The sequence below is a fragment of the Parabacteroides goldsteinii genome, assembly GCF_020091425.1.
In the GTDB taxonomy this organism is placed as follows: Bacteria; Bacteroidota; Bacteroidia; order Bacteroidales; family Tannerellaceae; genus Parabacteroides; species Parabacteroides goldsteinii.
Genome location: NZ_CP081906.1, coordinates 3,353,189 through 3,371,187 on the forward strand (window position 1 = coordinate 3,353,189; position 17,999 = coordinate 3,371,187).

The 17,999-nt window shown below is 43.3% G+C and carries 18 protein-coding genes and 1 tRNA gene; 14 read left to right on the plus strand and 5 right to left on the minus strand.

Annotation, left to right across the window (positions count from 1 at the left end; genetic code table 11):
* Positions 1-63 precede the first annotated feature (63 nt).
* Complete coding sequence (locus tag K6V26_RS14995; protein ID WP_129698220.1) at positions 64-330, plus strand: hypothetical protein; 267 nt, start codon at positions 64-66, stop codon at positions 328-330.
* On the plus strand, positions 318-1,610 hold the full coding sequence (locus K6V26_RS15000) for a site-specific integrase (protein ID WP_224265744.1): 1,293 nt from the start codon (positions 318-320) through the stop codon (positions 1,608-1,610). The genes K6V26_RS14995 and K6V26_RS15000 overlap by 13 nt, the downstream gene beginning before the upstream one ends.
* 90 nt (positions 1,611-1,700) lie before the next feature.
* Here K6V26_RS15000 and K6V26_RS15005 read toward each other — a convergent pair.
* Positions 1,701-1,771, minus strand: a tRNA-Gln gene (locus K6V26_RS15005).
* Positions 1,772-1,995: 224 nt separating this feature from the next.
* On the opposite strand from K6V26_RS15005, the gene rsfS reads away from it, so the two are divergent.
* From rsfS to K6V26_RS15020, 3 genes are all read left to right on the plus strand, one after another.
* The gene (gene rsfS, locus K6V26_RS15010; RefSeq protein ID WP_007658988.1) at positions 1,996-2,355 is read left to right on the plus strand and encodes a ribosome silencing factor; all 360 of its coding nucleotides are present in this window, start codon (positions 1,996-1,998) and stop codon (positions 2,353-2,355) included.
* Positions 2,356-2,383: 28 nt separating this feature from the next.
* Positions 2,384-4,447: an ATP-dependent zinc metalloprotease FtsH gene (gene ftsH / locus K6V26_RS15015; RefSeq protein ID WP_224265745.1), complete on the plus strand. Its 2,064-nt coding sequence runs from the start codon at positions 2,384-2,386 to the stop codon at positions 4,445-4,447.
* A 140-nt stretch (positions 4,448-4,587) separates the two neighbouring features.
* Entirely contained in the window at positions 4,588-5,421 is an 834-nt protein-coding gene (locus tag K6V26_RS15020) for a phosphatidate cytidylyltransferase (RefSeq protein ID WP_128135015.1), read from the plus strand.
* Here K6V26_RS15020 and porT read toward each other — a convergent pair.
* Positions 5,408-6,109, minus strand: a complete 702-nt coding sequence (porT, locus tag K6V26_RS15025; protein ID WP_007658991.1) for a type IX secretion/gliding motility protein PorT/SprT — start codon at positions 6,107-6,109, stop codon at positions 5,408-5,410. The two genes, K6V26_RS15020 and porT, sit on opposite strands and share 14 nt — an antisense overlap.
* A gap of 111 nt (positions 6,110-6,220) precedes the next feature.
* Between porT and K6V26_RS15030 the strand changes: the two genes are divergently transcribed.
* Entirely contained in the window at positions 6,221-6,391 is a 171-nt protein-coding gene (locus K6V26_RS15030; protein ID WP_007658993.1) for a DUF362 domain-containing protein, read from the plus strand.
* A 104-nt stretch (positions 6,392-6,495) separates the two neighbouring features.
* On the opposite strand, the gene K6V26_RS15035 is transcribed toward K6V26_RS15030, so the two are convergent.
* Positions 6,496-6,858, minus strand: a complete 363-nt coding sequence (locus K6V26_RS15035) for a DUF3276 family protein (RefSeq protein ID WP_007658995.1) — start codon at positions 6,856-6,858, stop codon at positions 6,496-6,498.
* 224 nt (positions 6,859-7,082) lie between these two features.
* Here K6V26_RS15035 and nusB point away from each other — a divergent pair, with 224 nt between their 5' ends.
* The 5 genes from nusB to K6V26_RS15060 all read left to right on the plus strand — a co-directional run bounded on the left by nusB (position 7,083) and on the right by K6V26_RS15060 (position 10,521).
* Positions 7,083-8,009 carry a transcription antitermination factor NusB gene (gene nusB / locus K6V26_RS15040; protein WP_007658997.1) on the plus strand — a complete coding sequence of 309 codons (927 nt, stop codon included), beginning with the start codon at positions 7,083-7,085 and terminating at the stop codon, positions 8,007-8,009.
* Positions 8,010-8,071: 62 nt separating this feature from the next.
* Positions 8,072-8,383: a preprotein translocase subunit YajC gene (yajC, locus tag K6V26_RS15045; RefSeq protein ID WP_007658999.1), complete on the plus strand. Its 312-nt coding sequence runs from the start codon at positions 8,072-8,074 to the stop codon at positions 8,381-8,383.
* Between the two features lie 13 nt (positions 8,384-8,396).
* Entirely contained in the window at positions 8,397-9,407 is a 1,011-nt protein-coding gene (locus K6V26_RS15050; RefSeq protein ID WP_046145078.1) for a CdaR family protein, read from the plus strand.
* Complete coding sequence (gene coaE, locus K6V26_RS15055; RefSeq protein ID WP_046145079.1) at positions 9,400-9,972, plus strand: dephospho-CoA kinase; 573 nt, start codon at positions 9,400-9,402, stop codon at positions 9,970-9,972. The genes K6V26_RS15050 and coaE overlap by 8 nt, the downstream gene beginning before the upstream one ends.
* A 99-nt stretch (positions 9,973-10,071) precedes the next feature.
* The gene (locus K6V26_RS15060) at positions 10,072-10,521 is read left to right on the plus strand and encodes a DUF5606 family protein (RefSeq protein ID WP_007659005.1); all 450 of its coding nucleotides are present in this window, start codon (positions 10,072-10,074) and stop codon (positions 10,519-10,521) included.
* Positions 10,522-10,702: 181 nt separating this feature from the next.
* Here K6V26_RS15060 and lon read toward each other — a convergent pair whose 3' ends face one another.
* Entirely contained in the window at positions 10,703-13,165 is a 2,463-nt protein-coding gene (gene lon, locus K6V26_RS15065) for an endopeptidase La (protein ID WP_044214754.1), read from the minus strand.
* 104 nt (positions 13,166-13,269) lie between these two features.
* On the opposite strand from lon, the gene K6V26_RS15070 reads away from it, so the two are divergent.
* Positions 13,270-13,986, plus strand: coding sequence for a tRNA1(Val) (adenine(37)-N6)-methyltransferase (locus tag K6V26_RS15070; RefSeq protein WP_224265746.1), 717 nt, complete (start codon positions 13,270-13,272; stop codon positions 13,984-13,986).
* On the opposite strand, the gene K6V26_RS15075 is transcribed toward K6V26_RS15070, so the two are convergent.
* Complete coding sequence (locus tag K6V26_RS15075) at positions 13,971-14,942, minus strand: diacylglycerol/lipid kinase family protein (RefSeq protein WP_007659010.1); 972 nt, start codon at positions 14,940-14,942, stop codon at positions 13,971-13,973. The two genes, K6V26_RS15070 and K6V26_RS15075, sit on opposite strands and share 16 nt — an antisense overlap.
* Positions 14,943-15,140: 198 nt before the next feature.
* Between K6V26_RS15075 and spt the strand changes: the two genes are divergently transcribed.
* The gene (gene spt, locus K6V26_RS15080) at positions 15,141-16,328 is read left to right on the plus strand and encodes a serine palmitoyltransferase (RefSeq protein ID WP_007659011.1); all 1,188 of its coding nucleotides are present in this window, start codon (positions 15,141-15,143) and stop codon (positions 16,326-16,328) included.
* A 188-nt stretch (positions 16,329-16,516) separates the two neighbouring features.
* A complete protein-coding gene (locus K6V26_RS15085; protein WP_224265747.1) occupies positions 16,517-17,980 on the plus strand; it encodes a PSP1 domain-containing protein in 1,464 nt (487 codons plus the stop codon).
* The last annotated feature ends 19 nt before the right edge of the window (positions 17,981-17,999 follow it).

Sequence of the window (17,999 nt, forward strand, 5' to 3'; positions counted from 1 at the left end):
AATTCATGTCCGGCTAGTGCTTTTAAATTTTGGTACTCATTTGGTAAGTTTACAAACAAAAAAATGAAGTTATGGAAAGTCGATAAGGAAGAACTACTCAAACAACTAGAAAGGGAAATAGAACGTTTTGATATTATCGAATGCCCTGTATTCAATATTGATAAAGCTAAAGCTATGATAACATCATTTCCGGATACGATACACATCGACGGAGATAAGTATGTATTATTGGAAGATTCCAAAACAGGAAAAGTACTAGGTATCTCACATTGGGATGATCCGGATGACTATTTAAACATGAATGACTACGAAGTAAAATGGCAGGATTAGAACCCAAATTCATATTAAAAGAACCGAATAGAGGAACACATACCCTTATATACCTCTTCCTCAATTGGAAAGGTAAACGGTTAAAAATCTCTACATCAGAAACTATTATCCCGGAATACTGGGATAAGGACAACCAGCGTCCAATATCGAATAAAAAACAATTAAGAACCCTTGCTCCCATCTTACAAAAGGAACTTAGCATTCTTTCCATCAAGTTAGACGAGATTGATCTGTTCGTTAACGACCTAATCCTTGACCTAAAAAGAGACAAGACTGTATCACTCGACACGATACAGAAACAAGTCTTAGAATTTTTAGGTCGTAAAATGATCGAAGAAGTAAAACCCGTTAACTTCATTGAATACTTCACGTCTGTGGTCACCCGGATGGAAAACGGTACATATCTAACCGACAAAGGGACAAAATATTCTCCTAACACTATCAAATCATACAAATCAAACCTATTGTTGTTGACTGATTTTGAAAAAGAGATCGGTTGCATTAATATAGAAGAAATAGATATTGATTTTTACAACAGTTTGCTCCAATATTGTAATCAGATAGGATTCCGGACCAACACAACAGGTTCTGTTATAAAAAGAATAAAAGCAGTACTACATACAGCTTTCGAAGAAGGAATAAGTAAAAACACTATATTTCAATCAAACAACTTTAAAGCTGTCAAAGAAAAAGTTTATAACATATACCTCACATCTGAGGAATTGAAAAAGCTGATAGACTTACCGCTATCCGGAACATACGAAAAATACAGAGATGTATTCCTGATCGGTTGTTATGTAGCACAGCGCTACAGCGACTACAGCAGAATCTCTCCTGAGCATATCCAAACAACAGGAAACGGAAACAAGGTCATTGATTTAGTACAAATCAAAACTAAGCAACGCGTATTGATCCCCTTCTTATTTCCAGAGCTTGACACCTTATTACAGAAATATGATTACAAAGTACCTAAAATAGTAGAACAGCCATTCAACCGAGCACTAAAAAAAATCGGAGAACTGGCCGGTATCGACAAAGAAGTAGTTTTGACTGAGAACATAGGTGGTGAAACAAAAGAGCGCCTGGTAAAAAAATACGAGTTGATCACCTCACACACCGCACGCCGTACCGGTGCTACAAATTTATTTTTACTTGGCTACTCCGCTATACAAATAATGAAAGTAACCGGACATACTACTGCTGAAAGTTTGATGGATTATATAAAAGTCTCATTGGAAGAGAATGCTGATAAAATGGCTACCCAAATAGAAACTGAGTAAACAATCAGAACAAAATGTCCCCTATTATGTACCCCGTAAATGAAAAACCCCTTGCAAGCCATAACTTACAAGGGATGATTTTTAAAGTTGTTGTTCTACCAGGGCTCGAACCTGGAATTTCAGGACCAGAATCTGACGTGTTACCATTACACCATAGAACAATTTTTATTGTCTCGAGTAGTATGTTTCTCGATTACGGGTGCAAAGATACGGACATTTTTTATTCTTGCAAATATTTCGAGAAAAAATTTCATCAAAATAAACATTTTTCTTTTTCTCCTGTTTTGAATTTACAGGGTTTATACATATATTAAATAGAGAAAGCATGCAGATAATAAATTAAGAAGTATATTTGCAACTTCGAAAATTATTCAATAAAAAATAAATGGATCAAACAAAAGAATTAGTAAACACAATTGTTGAAGGCCTACAAGAGAAAAAAGGCAAAAATATTGTAACCGTAGATTTAACCCAACTATCCGGAGCCGTATGCCAATATATGGTCATATGCGAAGGGAACACTCCTACTCAGGTATCAGCACTTTCTGATTCCGTGTGGGATTTCGCGCGCAAAAAAGCGGGCGAGAAACCTTTGTCTATTGATGGCAACCAGAGTGCCCAATGGATAGGGATGGATTATGGCACGGTTCTTGTACACATATTCTTGCCGGAGCAACGCGAGTTTTATAATCTGGAGACCCTATGGTCTGACTCTAAAGTCACCCAGATCCCGAATCTCGATTAAGCCGGATTAATATTATCGAATTCAAAGTATGGAAAATAAAAACGACATGTTTAATAAAGTGCCGAAGAACAATAAGCCTAAAATGTTCAAGTTTAACCTGTATTGGATGTACGGGCTAATTTTTATGATGCTTATTGCTCTGTATCTGACGAACGATTCCTCGGCATCGAAAGAATTGGGATGGACCGAATTCCAGAAACTGGCCCAGGATAATGTCTTTGACAAAATGGCTGTCTACAACAAGAAAAATCTGGTGGAGGCCACTGTCAAGAGCGGTAAGAAAGCATTAGTCTTTAAAAGTGACAGCACGACTTTAGGCACAAACCCAAAAGTGTATGTCAAAATACCGTCAGCAGACAAATTTTCCGATTTTTACGACAAAGCGGTAACAGAGAATCATATTGATACTCAAGTACGATATGAAGAAGGCGACGATGCCATATGGAATTTTTTGGTTTCTTTCGGACCGATCATCCTGATCATTGTTGTGTGGATCTTCCTGATGAGAAGAATGTCAGGCGGTGCAGGCGGTGGTCCCGGCGGGGTATTCAGTGTCGGCAAGGCAAAAGCACAACTCTTTGATAAAGATAACGACCGGAAAGTGACATTTAAAGATGTGGCAGGTTTGTCAGAAGCCAAGCAAGAGGTGGAAGAAATCGTCGCATTCCTCAAAAATCCGGAAAAATATACCGAATTGGGTGGTAAAATACCTAAGGGCGCTTTATTGGTCGGTCCTCCGGGAACAGGTAAGACATTGCTTGCTAAGGCGGTAGCCGGTGAAGCGGATGTTCCTTTCTTCTCACTGTCAGGTTCCGATTTTGTCGAAATGTTTGTCGGTGTAGGTGCGTCACGTGTCCGTGATCTGTTCCGCCAGGCCAAAGAGAAGTCTCCATGTATCGTGTTCATCGATGAGATAGATGCCGTAGGTCGTGCCCGTGGTAAAAATGCAAACATGAACAGTAACGACGAACGCGAAAATACGTTGAACCAGTTGCTGACAGAGATGGACGGTTTCGGCTCAAACAGCGGTGTGATCATCCTGGCAGCTACCAACCGTGCTGATATTCTGGATAAGGCGCTGCTCCGCGCAGGACGTTTTGACCGTCAGATCAGCGTGGAACTGCCGGACTTAAACGAACGTAAAGAGATATTCGGCGTACATCTGCGTCCGATCAAGATAGATGAAAGTGTTGATGCAGAGTTCATGGCTCGCCAGACTCCGGGATTCTCTGGAGCCGATATCGCCAATGTTTGTAATGAAGCAGCATTGATAGCTGCCCGTGGCGGTAAAAAGTTCGTTCAGAAAGATGATTTCATGAACGCGGTCGACCGTATTGTCGGTGGTTTGGAAAAACGGACTATGATAACAACCGCGGACGAACGTAAGAGCATTGCTTACCACGAAGCAGGCCATGCCACATTAAGCTGGTTCCTTGAACATGCCAACCCGTTGGTAAAGGTGACTATCGTACCGAGAGGTAAAGCATTGGGAGCAGCCTGGTATATGCCGGAAGAACGCCAGATCACCACCCGCGAACAAATGCTCGACGAGATGTGCGCAACGCTGGGCGGACGTGCAGCAGATGAATTTTTCCTCGGTAAAATAACGACCGGAGCATCCAATGACCTGGAACGGGTAACCAAGCAGGCTTATGCCATGGTTGTCTACTTCGGTATGAGTGAAAAACTTCCTAACCTGAATTATTACGATTCGAGCGGTCAGGACTGGGGATTCACCAAGCCGTATAGCGAGGAGACTTCCCGCATGATCGACCAGGAAGTACAAAGGATCATTACCGAACAATACGAACGCGCTAAAAAAATCCTGTCCGACCACGCAGAAGGACATAACAAACTGGCGCAAGTCTTGCTCGAACGCGAAGTGATCTATACGGAAGATGTTGAGCATATCTTCGGCAAACGGGCCTGGATCTCACGCTCACAGGAAATTCTGGATTTGCAGGAAAAGGCAAACAACGACAAGCAAGTTGCCGCCGAAGAAACAAAAACGGATGAAACAACTCCCCAATCAAGCGACTACAAAGTTCGGGCTGTACCGGCAGGTACCAATGAGACTGACAATCTTGCCTGACAAACATATGTGGGATAAATAAAAAGAGACCGGACAGTTCTTTCGTAAAGATACTGTCCGGTCTCTCTGTTTATATTTAGATTTATTCTTTATCTTTGCACGAAAAATAAATCAACAAACGAACAAAACAACATACGGTTTTGAAAAATCTGATAAAACGGGCACTTACCGGTATAATCTTCGTTGCAGTGCTGGTTGGAGCAATTTGCTACCACCCGATCTCTTTTCTTGTTCTTTTCAGTCTGATCACCGGATTGACATTATGGGAGTTTTATGGTTTGGTAAAGCATTATGAGGATGCCTCCATAAAACGGGTTGTCTCTTCGCTGGGAGGCGTTTATTTATTTGCCGCCACCTTCGCTTACACAAATCAACTGACAGACGACATCGTTTTCCTGCCTTATCTCCTATTCCTTATATATACATTAGTTGCCGAGTTATATTATAAAGCACCGAACCCGATCAACAACTGGGCATTCACTCTTTTCGCACAGGTGTATTGTGCCGGGACATTTTCGATGCTGAACTTTATCGCAGCCATACCTGACACCCCGGGTAAAGTAGTTTATTCCCCGTTATTCGTTATGGCGATCTTCATTTTCATCTGGCTGAACGATACCGGCGCTTATCTGGTCGGTTCCATGATCGGAAAAAGAAAGCTGTTTGAACGTATCTCGCCTAAAAAATCGTGGGAAGGTTTCTTCGGAGGTTTAGCCGTAGTCCTGGGCGCTTCGCAGGCTCTGGCATGGTATGCACCGGAAGTAAGCTGGTATAACTGGCTGGGATTGTCGGCTACCGTTGTCTTATTCGGAACCTGGGGTGATCTGATCGAATCGTTGCTGAAACGTACATTGGGAGTAAAAGATTCCGGCAATGTGCTGCCCGGCCATGGAGGAATGCTTGACCGGTTCGACAGCTTGATGCTGGCAGCTCCTGCCGCCTACATTTATATAGAACTGTTTATTCGAAATTAAACGTCAGCGAAACCATACGGGAGGTAGCTTTCGACAATGCATTCGGATATTTGATCAGGTCCTTATCGGTCAGGTCGCTACGATCTTTCTGTAACAGGTCGACCAGTCCGAAACTGAACTTCAACTCCGGACAGAGTTTAAAGAACGGCAGATAAATATCACATCCTATACCGAACTCCAGACCGAAGTCTGCCGCCTTCAATAAAACGGGCATCCCTTTCTTACGTCCAAGGTCCATCGCTCCGTATACGCCACCGATCAGATAAGGACGGTAGTTATTCAGGCGGAGGGCCGAAAATTTCACGCTCAAAGGAAAACTCAGAATAGTGGAACGGACGGAAGTTGTGAACTCCTCACCCGTGGCCTGTTCCCGGAAGACAAACTTCTTATCCCCGAAATGGACTGTAGGTATGAAACGTAGGTTAAAATAAGGATTCAAATACATATCACCGATCACACCGACACTAAAACCGGGCGAATAAGTCGGGATTTCGGCAAACCATGTTTCACCGTCAGTCGTAACACCTGTATTTGTCAACAACAAATCCTGCGCATGCAATCCGACATGGAATCCCAGATGAAACCATTTCAAATCGGCATACGGCTGATTCTTCACCTTCTCTTTCTGCGCCATCACACCCGGGACGGCAAGGCTGCATATCAATAATAGAAATAATAGACGTCTCAACTCTCAATCAATTTTGAATTATAACGAAAAAGATTAGAACTTATTGCAGAAATACAAATAAAACTCTATTTTTGCACCAACTAATAGTTATCAATTTAAACGTTTAAGAAAATGGCTTATTTAATTAGTGAAGATTGTATTGCTTGCGGTACTTGCATTGACGAGTGTCCGGTAGGAGCTATCTCAGAAGGTGATATCTATCATATCGACCCTGAAATGTGTACTGATTGTGGTACTTGCGCTGACGCATGTCCTACTGAAGCAATTCATCCGGTTGCATAAACCGCAGTAAAAATAGGCAACCTTTATAACAGGATACCTATAAAAAGATAACGAGCTGTTTCTTCTTTATAAAGAAAAACAGCTCGTTATTATTTTCCCCCCTTTTAAAAATCGATGTCCAGCTTTATCTCGTCTGAACCATCGTCTGTCTTTGTCTCAGCATCCGGGGCTTGTGCCTGTAGATCTTCAGAGTTACGTTGCTTGATGTAATTGATCACATCATTCATTCCCTCCATAAACTTGTCAAAATCTTCCTTATAAAGGAAAATCTTATGCTTCTCAAAAGAGATCTGCATTCCGTTTTTAGGCTGCACCTTTTTACTTTCGGTCACCGCCAGGAACAAATCGTCCTTCAAGTTCTTCTTTACGTCCAGATAATAGATCCTCTTACCTGCTTTTATGGCCTTAGAGTACAAAATCTCTTTATCGCCACCTTCAACCTGTATTTTCTTCACCGACTCATCCATATAGCCAACATTTGTTAAACACCCACCCAATATTCATAACTTGCTTCAAATATGTGCATTTTTTTTTAAACAACAACTATTTTAACGCATCAAAATATCTCATTTTACGTTTGAAAGTGTAAAATAACGCCTAACACCTTTAAAATTAAATAAACCGGGGCCCTTTTATCAAAAGAATGACTACCTTTGCAACCTAATTTATAATAAAGTAGTTCCTTCAAACGATGATCAACAGAATTTTAATCCGCATTAAAGTTTTACAGATAGTTTATTCATTCTATCAAAACGGAAACAATGACCTCAAAGTAGCGGAAAATGAATTGCTTTTCAGCTTACGGAAGTCGTACGACTTATATCACTACTTCCTCCTTCTAATTATCGAAGTCACCAACTTACAGCAACGGACACTTGACGCCAAAAAAAGCAAGTACATGCCGACCCACGCCGAGTTGAACCCTAACACCCGTCTGGTTAATAATCGTTTCGCAGCCCAGGTTGCCGAAAACGAAGCGCTCCAGAAATATGTGGCGGAACAGGGATTATCGTGGGTAAACGATGAAGAGTTTATCAAGAATGTACTGGATCTGATCCTGGCTTCCGACCTGTACAACGAGTATCTGGATAACGAAAACGATTCTTACGAGACTGACAAAGAATTCTGGCGTGCCGTATTCAAAAAGTTAATCTGTGGTAACGAAATGATCGAAGAGTACCTGGAGGACAAAAGCATTTACTGGAACGACGACATCGAAATCGTTGAAACATTCACGCTGAAAACAATCAAACAGTTCGAAGAAAAAAACAAAGGAAAACAGAAACTGCTTCCTATGTTCAAGGATCTGGAAGACCAGTCTTTCGCTATCAAACTGTTCCGTCAGTCATTATTGAAAGGTGCCGAATATCGGGAGCGTATCAACAAACATATGAAGAACTGGGAAACAGAACGTATCGCCAATATGGACCTGATCATCATGCAGGTTGCACTGGCTGAAATCATGACATTCCCTTCTATCCCCATCAATGTCACTTTCAACGAATACATCGACACGGCTAAATATTACAGCACACCTAAAAGTGGCGTGTTCATCAATGGAATCCTGGATTCTATTGTATCCGAGTTAAAAAAAGAAAAGGTATTGCTTAAAGATTAATTATTATACTTACATTTGTAGCTAGTCAATAGGTACAAATTTATAAATGAATATAGTTAGTTATGAGCTTAGTTAGTATTTTACTTCAGGCTGCCGGAGGCCAGTCACAGTGGTCAGGCATCCTTATGATGGTGGTTATCGTTGCGATCTTCTATTTCTTCATGATCCGTCCGCAACAGAAAAAGCAGAAAGAGATACAGAAATCTCGTGAAGCATTGAAAACGGGTGACAAAGTGATCACAGCCGGAGGTATCTACGGAAAGATCAAAGAAATCGGCGATACTTATATGCTGATAGAAATTTCAGACGGAGTACGCATCCGTGTAGATAAAACTTCTATCTTTGCTTCTTCAGAAGACGCACAGCAAAAATAAGAAATAACAAAATATGCCGCAGCTTGATATTAATCAATCATTCAAGTCTGCCCGGATGAAGATTAATGCTTTTCTGCGTCGTCAGAGATGGAAGGAAGCATTAATCTTTTTCTTTTTCGTACTACTGTCATTAGGTTTCTGGTTATTGCAAAGCCTCCAGCAGGAATATGAAATAGAAATCAGCATCCCGGTCAGATACAAGAATATTCCACCGGATATCTCTTTTACCGAAACTCCCCCGCAAGAGATCATTGCCAAGGTAAAGGATAAAGGAAGTGTTCTGCTGAACTATTCCTTCGGGAGATCGTTTGCCCCGATCGAAACGAATATGAAAAATCAGGCTGAGAAAAGCGGATCATTATCTATTACCAAAAAAACGATCCAAAGCGACATACAGAAACAGTTGCTTGCCACGACCTCGCTGGTCGGTTTCGAGCCCCAGTCTATTGAAGCGGCATACAGTAAACGGATAAAGAAAGATATCCCGGTCATATTCGACGGAACTATCCAGACAAATCCCGGCTTCCATGTGTCGGGTAACATCCTGATCTCGCCATCGACAGTCAGTGTATATGCCAGCGACATTGTACTGGATACGCTGAACCAGGCAAAAACCGTCTTCACCGAAATAAAGAAAGGGACGAAAACGATTACACGGACCGTACAACTGCAAAAGATCAGTGAAGCGACGTATGATCCGACAAGCGTTACCATAACGATCCCTATTGAAGAGTTTACAGAAAAGACATTGGAGATACCTGTCATCTGTACAGGACTTCCTCCGCATTATACATTGCGTACTTTTCCTTCCATAGCAAAGGTAACATGCAGCGTTCCGTTATCCCGTTTCAAGGACTTGTCGGAAGATGCATTTGAAATAAAGTTTTCTTTCAAAGATCTGGAACAAAACGTCTCCGGCACCTTACCTATCCAGCTGACAAAGAAACCGGATTGGGTAAGTTCGGCTACGCTTGTCCCGGACAAAATAGAATTTATCCTGGAACAGAACAATCTGCATGATTAAAATTGGAATAACCGGCGGAATCGGAAGCGGCAAATCGGTTGTCGCTTCGTTATTGAATTTATACGGAGTACCGGTCTATGTCGCCGATACGGAAAGTAAACTGCTGACCGACACGTCTCCTGTCATTAAAGAAAAACTCACCGCATTATTGGGAGAAGACCTCTACACAGAAAAAGGGTTGAACAAGAAGCTGCTCGCATCACATATATTCAGTAATCCGGAATATCTCCGGCAGGTAAATGCGATCATACACCCCGAAGTGAACCGTCATTTTTCAGCATGGACAAAAAGTCAGGCATCCGATATATGTGCCATCGAGTCGGCTATACTCTTCGAATCGGGTTTCAACGAAGTGGTGGACAAGAGCCTGATGGTATATGCGCCCATGCAACTCCGTATCGAACGGGCGGTAGCGAGAGATAACGTCCCGCGGGAAGAAATCGTACGCCGCATCAACAACCAGTTGCCGGACGAGGTAAAAAGAGACCGTTCCGATTATGTTATCTACAACGACGATAAGCAGGCTTTACTTCCCCAGGTTGAGAAATTTCTGGTGTCTTTATGAAACAGATTTGTAAAATAAGTCTCCCAAACTTCGGTAAAATCGTATAGTTATACTACATTTGCAGCTTTAAAGTTTAACACTATTAGAAAACGAAGTATTATGTTGAAGACTATTTTGTCTATTTCGGGAAAACCGGGATTATTTAAATTGGTTTCCCACGGAAAGAACATGCTGATTGTCGAATCGTTGACAGATAAGAAAAGAGTACCTGCGTACGCAAAAGATAAAGTAATCTCGCTGGGTGATATTGCTATCTATACAACCGAGACTGAAGTTCCTTTGCACGAAGTACTTACCAGCGTAAAAAATAAAGAAAACGGAGCCAAAGTCACAGTACCTTCCGACACTAAAGAATTGCGTACTTATTTTGCTGAAGTTTTACCTGATTTTGACCGCGAAAGAGTATATCCCAGCGATATCAAAAAATTATTGACATGGTATAACATCCTGATCGGAGCCGAAATTACAGATTTCACTCCGGAAGAAGAACCTGCCACTGAAGAAGCCGAAGCTAAAGAAGATACAAACGCAGAAGCAAAAGCTGAATAGGAAACAATCAGTCATAAAAAACCGGTGCACCCTTATTGGATGCACCGGTTTTTTTTTATCCTTTATATCTTATTCTGAAAAGTGTTTCATAGTAATGAAACAACTGTTTCTATAGGGTGAAACAACTGTTTCATTACTATGGAACAAACAAAACGTCTTTAGGAGACAGAAGACAGATGTATCAGAACAACGGATTGTCTACTTTCTCTTTCAGCAAAGCCAGGTCGATCACCTGACGGATATCTTCTACATAATGGAAAGTCAATCCTTTCACATAATCCGCTTTGATCTCTTCTATATCTTTCTGGTTTTCCTTACACAGGATCAATTCCTTGATACCTGCCCGTTTGGCTGCCAGAATCTTTTCCTTGATACCACCTACCGGAAGCACTTTTCCACGCAATGTTATTTCGCCGGTCATCGCCAGATTCTTTCTCACCTTACGCTGGGTAAAAGCGGAGACAAGCGAAGTGACCATAGTCACACCGGCACTGGGCCCGTCTTTCGGTATGGCTCCCTCGGGAACGTGGATATGAACATTCCAATTTTCAAACAACTCTTCATTAATACCGAACAAAGATGCATGCGCATGGATATACTCGAGTGCCAACATGGCAGATTCCTTCATCACATCTCCCAGATTTCCTGTCAAAGTTAACTTCGAACCTTTGCCACGGCTCAAGCTGGACTCGACGAAAAGGATCTCTCCGCCTACCGCCGTCCACGCCAACCCGGTAACAACACCGGCATAATCATTACCCTGATATTTATCACGGCTGTATTCAACCGCTCCCAGATACTCGTGAAGATCCTCCGGTTTGATCTGTGCCGGGATCGCTTCGTCGGAAGCAACTTTACGCGCCAACTTACGCATGATCTTGGCAATCTTCTTGTCCAACTCACGCACACCGCTTTCACGGGTATATGATTCGATAATTACCTGCAATGTCTTTTTGGGAAGTTTTACCTTACCTTTGCTGAGACCATGTGCCTCCAGTTGCTTCGGTACCAGATGACGGGCGGCAATCTCCACTTTTTCTTCCAGAATATATCCGCTCACTTCGATCAGTTCCATACGATCCAGCAAAGGCTGTGAAATCGTATTCAGATTGTTTGCCGTAGCGATAAACATGACTTTGCTCAGGTCATAGTCGATATCCAGATAGTTGTCGTGGAAAGTCGAGTTCTGTTCCGGATCCAACACTTCCAACAAGGCGGAAGCCGGATCACCCTTGAAGTCATTCGTTACTTTATCTATCTCATCCAGGATAAATACAGGGTTTGAACTTCCGGCCTTCTGGATATTCTGGATAATACGGCCGCTCATCGCACCGATATACGTCCGGCGATGGCCACGAATCTCCGCTTCATCATGCAATCCACCTAACGAGATACGCACATACTTGCGGTGCAGCGCCTCAGCGATAGATTTACCCAATGAAGTTTTACCCACTCCCGGAGGTCCGTACAGGCAGATGATAGGCGACTTCATATCACCTTTCAGCTTCAAGACAGCCAAATGTTCAATGATACGTTCCTTCACCTTTTCCAGTCCGTAATGGTCGCGGTCAAGCACTTTCTGGGCATGTGTCAGATTAAAATTATCTTTGCTGTATTCATTCCAGGGCAGGTTAATAATTGTCTGCACATATTGTGTCTGGATAGAGAAATCGGGCGATTGCGGATGCAGACGCTCCAGTTTACGAACTTCTTTCTCAAATATCTCAGCAACAGAAGCCGGCCATTTCTTCTTAAAGGCTCTCTCCCGTAACTCCCGTATTTCAAGTTCATTTATATTTCCACCCAGTTCTTCCTGAATAGTCTTGATCTGCTGTTGCAGAAAATATTCCCTTTGTTGCTGATTGATATCCTCATGTGTCTTCATCTGGATAGAGGCTTTCAATTCTACCAGCTGATATTCACGGTTCAGGATAAACAGCAAGCGGTATGCACGGTCCTTCATGGCACCGATCAACAGCAGTTCCTGTTTCTCTTCCGCTCCGCTGGGGATATTGCTACAGGAGAAATTGACCAGATAAAGAACATTCTTATTATTCTTTATGGAAAATATCAGATCGCGGGGCGGTTCGCTCAACGAACCCAACATCTTAATTGTCAAATCCTTGATCGTTGAGATAAGCGCTTCAAACTCACGGTCGGTCTTATCCGGCATCTTATCTTCCAGCAAGGATATCTTTCCTTTCAGATAGGGTTCCGTTTCTTCCAGGGCATCCAGGGAAAAACGCTTCTTACCTTGCAGAATCACCGTTGTCGTACCGTCTGGCATTTCCAGCACACGCACAATATCAGCGATCACACCGGTAGTATACAGGTCATCAAAACCCGGATCCTCCGTATTCATCTCTTTCTGACAGACAACGCCTATCAGTGTTTTTTTCTGGACTGCTTCTTTTATCAGACGCATAGACTTAGGCCGACCGACAATGACCGGCATGGCAACACCCGGAAAAAGAACCATATTCCTCAACGGAAGAATAGGAACGACTTTTCCTACTTTATCTATACCTTCTGTAAAATCCTCATCCACATCACACTCTGTCAGGATGGGCATTACAATCCCAATATTATCATCCAAATCGTCATACGACTCATCGGCAAACCTCTTCATTCTTTCTTTCATCATATTTCTTCCCTATCAATTGTGTAGATTGATACAATAAACGTGCCAAAGTTACAGCTTTTCAGGCAATTCTAGCTACTTTTGCACCTTACATTATAAAAATATGTATGGCAAATCCTTATTTTCAATTCAAAAAGTTCACTATCCGGCATGACAAATGCGCGATGAAGGTCGGAACAGACGCCGTATTGCTGGGAGCATGGGCAGATACGGCCTCATGCAAAAACATATTAGATATAGGAACCGGGACCGGCATCATCGCTTTGATGCTCGCCCAACGGAGCTGTGCGGACATCGATGCGATCGACATCGACAAGGAGGCCTGTGTCCAGGCGGAAGAAAATGTGGCGGCTTCGCCTTTTGCCGGCAGAATAAAGGTTATTCCTGCTTCCTGTGCGGATTTCGCCCGTTCTATGGCACAGAAAAAATATGACCTGATCGTCTCCAATCCGCCTTACTTTATCAATTCATTGAAATGTCCGGATAATAAACGTTCGGTTGCACGCCATACGGACAGCCTGCCTCTATCCGAACTGGTCGAAAACGCGCGGGCATTACTCTCTTCGGCCGGACGTATAGCATTGGTATTGCCTTACGAGCAACTAGAGGAAGTCAGGGAGACCGCTCAAAAAAACTCCCTGCATATTTGCAGGCAAACGAACGTGATCCCTGTTCCGGGAGCACACCCCAAACGGTTACTGGTCGAATTATCTCCTGTTAGTACAGACACAAAAAACCGGAATACACTGACCATCGAGGAAGCCCGGCATCAGTATACCCCGGAGTATATTGCTCTGACCAAAGATTTTTACCTGAAAATGTAAGGTAATTTCTTATCGAAGAAGCGGGTTACCTCACCGAACAAATTATGGACTTCCTCCGTAAAGGAAACGACTTCCGGCGTAACCACATGCAATGATTGCGGCATGATCGAAATATCGATCCGGCTGTCGGCCATAACCGGCTCACCGTCCAGATGCATGACACCCGGATTCTGGCGAATGATCGTAACCTGTTGCGCCTTCATCGTTTTGATCTTACTGTTCCGGTCTATCTGCTTCGTAAATAACTGGATTGCCAACGGCGCTATGTCCAGCGGCGTAAAAGGAGACAGAATGGTCAGGTCCATCCGTCCGTCCTGTATATTGGCATGCGGAGCTATGAAAGCGTTATTCCCGTACTGGGAAGCATTGGCACATGCCACCAGGAAGGCTTTTTCCTTGATCGTCTGGTTGTCCACCAACAGTTCATACGGCTCCGGTTTATAACTCAGATACTCTGCCACCGTATTTTTTATATAGGTAAGCGAACCGCGCCTTTTTTCCTCGGCAAACTTCTGGCTCACTGCCGCATCGAACCCCACTCCGCAGGTACAAAAGAAAACACGGTCGTTAGCTTTGCAGCAGTCGATTGTTGAAACATGTCCTTTTATAATCAGCTCCAACGCCCGTTTAGCATCCATCGGTATATGAAGTTCGCGGGCCAGTCCGTTGCCGGACCCCTTCGGGACAATCCCCAAAACGGCATCCGAATGAACCATAGCACGGGCTATTTCATTCACCGTACCGTCACCACCAACTGCTATAATGCAATTAGCCCCCTCATCGATCGCTTTCCGGGTCAACTCGCTGGCATGTCCCGGATATTCCGTAAAAGAAATTTCCAACGGACATCCTCCTTTCTCGCACATCCGCTCGATCATCTTAGGGATCTTTCTCTTCGATCCCACCCCGGAAATAGGATTTATTATAGCCTGTACCTTTATTTTTTTCCCGTCCATCCTAACTGTTTATAAAGATTGAAGCGACAAAAATAATGCTTTTGTAAAACTTTTAAAGCATTAAGGCTACTATAAGTTATTTTTTTACTACTTTTGCGGCTGGATTTGCCGAAACATACATGAATATGTATACGACAAACCCTTAATTCTATTAATGGAATTTTAATTAGCGAGAAAATCATTCTCTTCAATAATAATATGAAACTTTTACAAGAGAAACTAGCAAAGTACGATGCTCCTCAAAAAGCTATGGCAGCAGGGATTTATCCTTACTTCAGAATGATCGAAAGCGATCAGGATACTGAAGTGATGATCAGCGGTAAAAAAGTCCTGATGTTTGGCTCAAATGCTTATTTAGGATTGACTAATCACCCTAAAGTAAAAGAGGCAGCAATTGAAGCGATCAAAAAGTACGGTACGGGATGTGCCGGTTCACGTTTCCTGAATGGTACGCTTGACATCCATATCCAATTGGAAAAGCGTCTGGCCGAATTCGTAGGAAAAGAAGACGCAATCGTGTATTCAACAGGTTTCCAGGTGAATCTGGGAGTAGTATCCTGCCTGACAGGGCGTGAAGATTATATCTTATGGGACGAACTGGACCATGCCTCCATTATCGAAGGCCATCGCCTGTCATTCTCAACCAAACTTAAATACAAGCATAACGATATGGATTCGCTGGAAAAACAACTCCAGAAATGCGAACCCGACAAAGTGAAACTGATCGTTATCGACGGTGTATTCAGTATGGAAGGAGACATAGCCAAACTTCCGGAAATCGTTGCTTTGGCAAAGAAATACAATGCCAGCATCATGGTTGACGAAGCACACGGTTTGGGAGTTCTCGGAGATCACGGACGCGGAACTTGTAACCATTTCGGTGTTACCGACGACGTCGACTTGATCATGGGTACCTTCAGTAAATCATTGGCTTCTATCGGTGGATTTATTGCTTCAGACAAAGACACCATCAACTACCTCCGTCACAATTCACGCTCTTACATTTTCAGTGCTAGTAACACTCCGGCAGCTACCGCAGCAGCTGGTGCAGCACTCGATATTATGCTGAGCGAACCGGAGCGCATCGAGCATCTGTGGAAACTAACTCATTATGCGTTGGATGGCTTCCGTAACATGGGTTGCGAAATCGGACATACTTCAACTCCGATCATTCCTTTGTTCATCCGCGACAACGACCTGACATTCCTGATCGTTAAGGAACTGTTTGAAGCAGGCATCTTCGTAAACCCGGTAGTTTCGCCGGCTGTCGCTCCGGAAGATACGCTGATCCGTTTCTCCCTGATGGCAACTCATACGAAAGAGCAGTTGGATTATGCGCTTGAAGCTATTCACAAAGTATTTAAAAGTCACGGCTTAGTAGACTAAACTGTTACTATATTTATAATAAAAGGCTCCCAAACGGTAGAAATACAGGCTTGGGGGCCTTTCACTTTTTTCCTGTTCTTGTTTTTTCACTATCCCTTGCTCATTCTCTGAGAATATTTGACTATTTTTGCGTAATTGTACGTATTATACATACAATACACATTATAAAACATATATATTACCGGAAAATGGATTTCAAACTAAATAAAGGAAGCTGCTGCATGGGGAAAAAGGGATGCAGCAAAATACAAAATACAAAACTGAATACCTACGATTGGCTCTGCGACGTACCTGATGCGGAAAACGCAACCGATTATGTAGAAGTACAATTCAAAAATACCCGGAAAGGTTATTTCCTGAACAGCTCCAAAATACCTCTCGAAAAAGGAGATATGGTCGCTGTCGAAGCCAGTCCCGGACATGATATAGGAACAGTAACCCTCACCGGAAAACTTGTTCTTCTTCAAATGAAAAAGAACAATATACGTACCGGAGAAGGATACGAACCTAAAAAAGTGTACCGCAAGGCAAAGCCCACCGATATCGAGAAATACGAAGAGGCGAAAGCGAAAGAGCATGCAACCATGATCCGTTCACGCCAGATCGCAGCAGACCTGGGACTGAACATGAAGATCGGTGACGTAGAATACCAGGGGGATGGCAACAAGGCTATTTTCTACTACATCGCAGACGAACGTGTCGACTTCCGCCAGCTGATCAAAGTCCTGGCCGAAGCATTCCGCGTACGTATCGAGATGAAACAGATCGGAGCCCGCCAGGAAGCCGGGCGTATCGGAGGTATCGGACCTTGCGGACGCGAACTTTGCTGTTCCAGCTGGATGACCAGTTTTGTTTCTGTAGCTACCGGTGCCGCCCGTTACCAGGATATTTCCATGAACCCGCAGAAGCTCGCCGGACAATGTGCAAAACTGAAATGTTGTATCAATTACGAAGTGGACGCCTATGTGGAAGCTCAGAAACGCCTGCCCTCGAGGGAGATCGTACTTGAAACGAAAGATAACAACTACTACCATTTCAAGACAGACATCTTCAAACGCGAAATAACTTATTCTACCGACAAATCATTTGCCGCGAACCTGATAACAATATCAGCCGAACGTGCATTCGATGTGATCAATATGAATAAGAAAGGAAGCAAACCGGTCACACTGGAAGCCGACACCAAACCTCAGCCGCCCAAACGCGATGCTCAGGACATTCTCGGCCAGGATAGCGTTACCCGTTTCGACTCAGTCAAGAAAAAGAAGAAAAAACGTCCGGCAGGAAACAACGGAGGCAATAACGGCAATAACGGCAATGGCGGCGGAAACAATGCGAACGCTGCTGCCGGTGGCGAAGGCGGCAACAACAGGCCGGCAAACAACAAACAGGCCGGTAACAGACCCGTCAACAACGACAGGCAGCAGCCGGGTAACGAAAACAGCAACAGATCTTCCGGCAACAACAACGGTAACAAAGGCGGTAACGCTAATAATAACGGAAATAACGGTAACAACAACCGTAACAACAATAACCGGAATAACAGAAACAGACAAAAACCTAAAGGCAATAATGACAAGCAAGCGAATAATGACAGACCTCAGCAGCAAGCTAAACCGGGCAACAAACCGGAAAATAAGCCCGAAGCTTAAAGGATTCATTGTCGTTCTC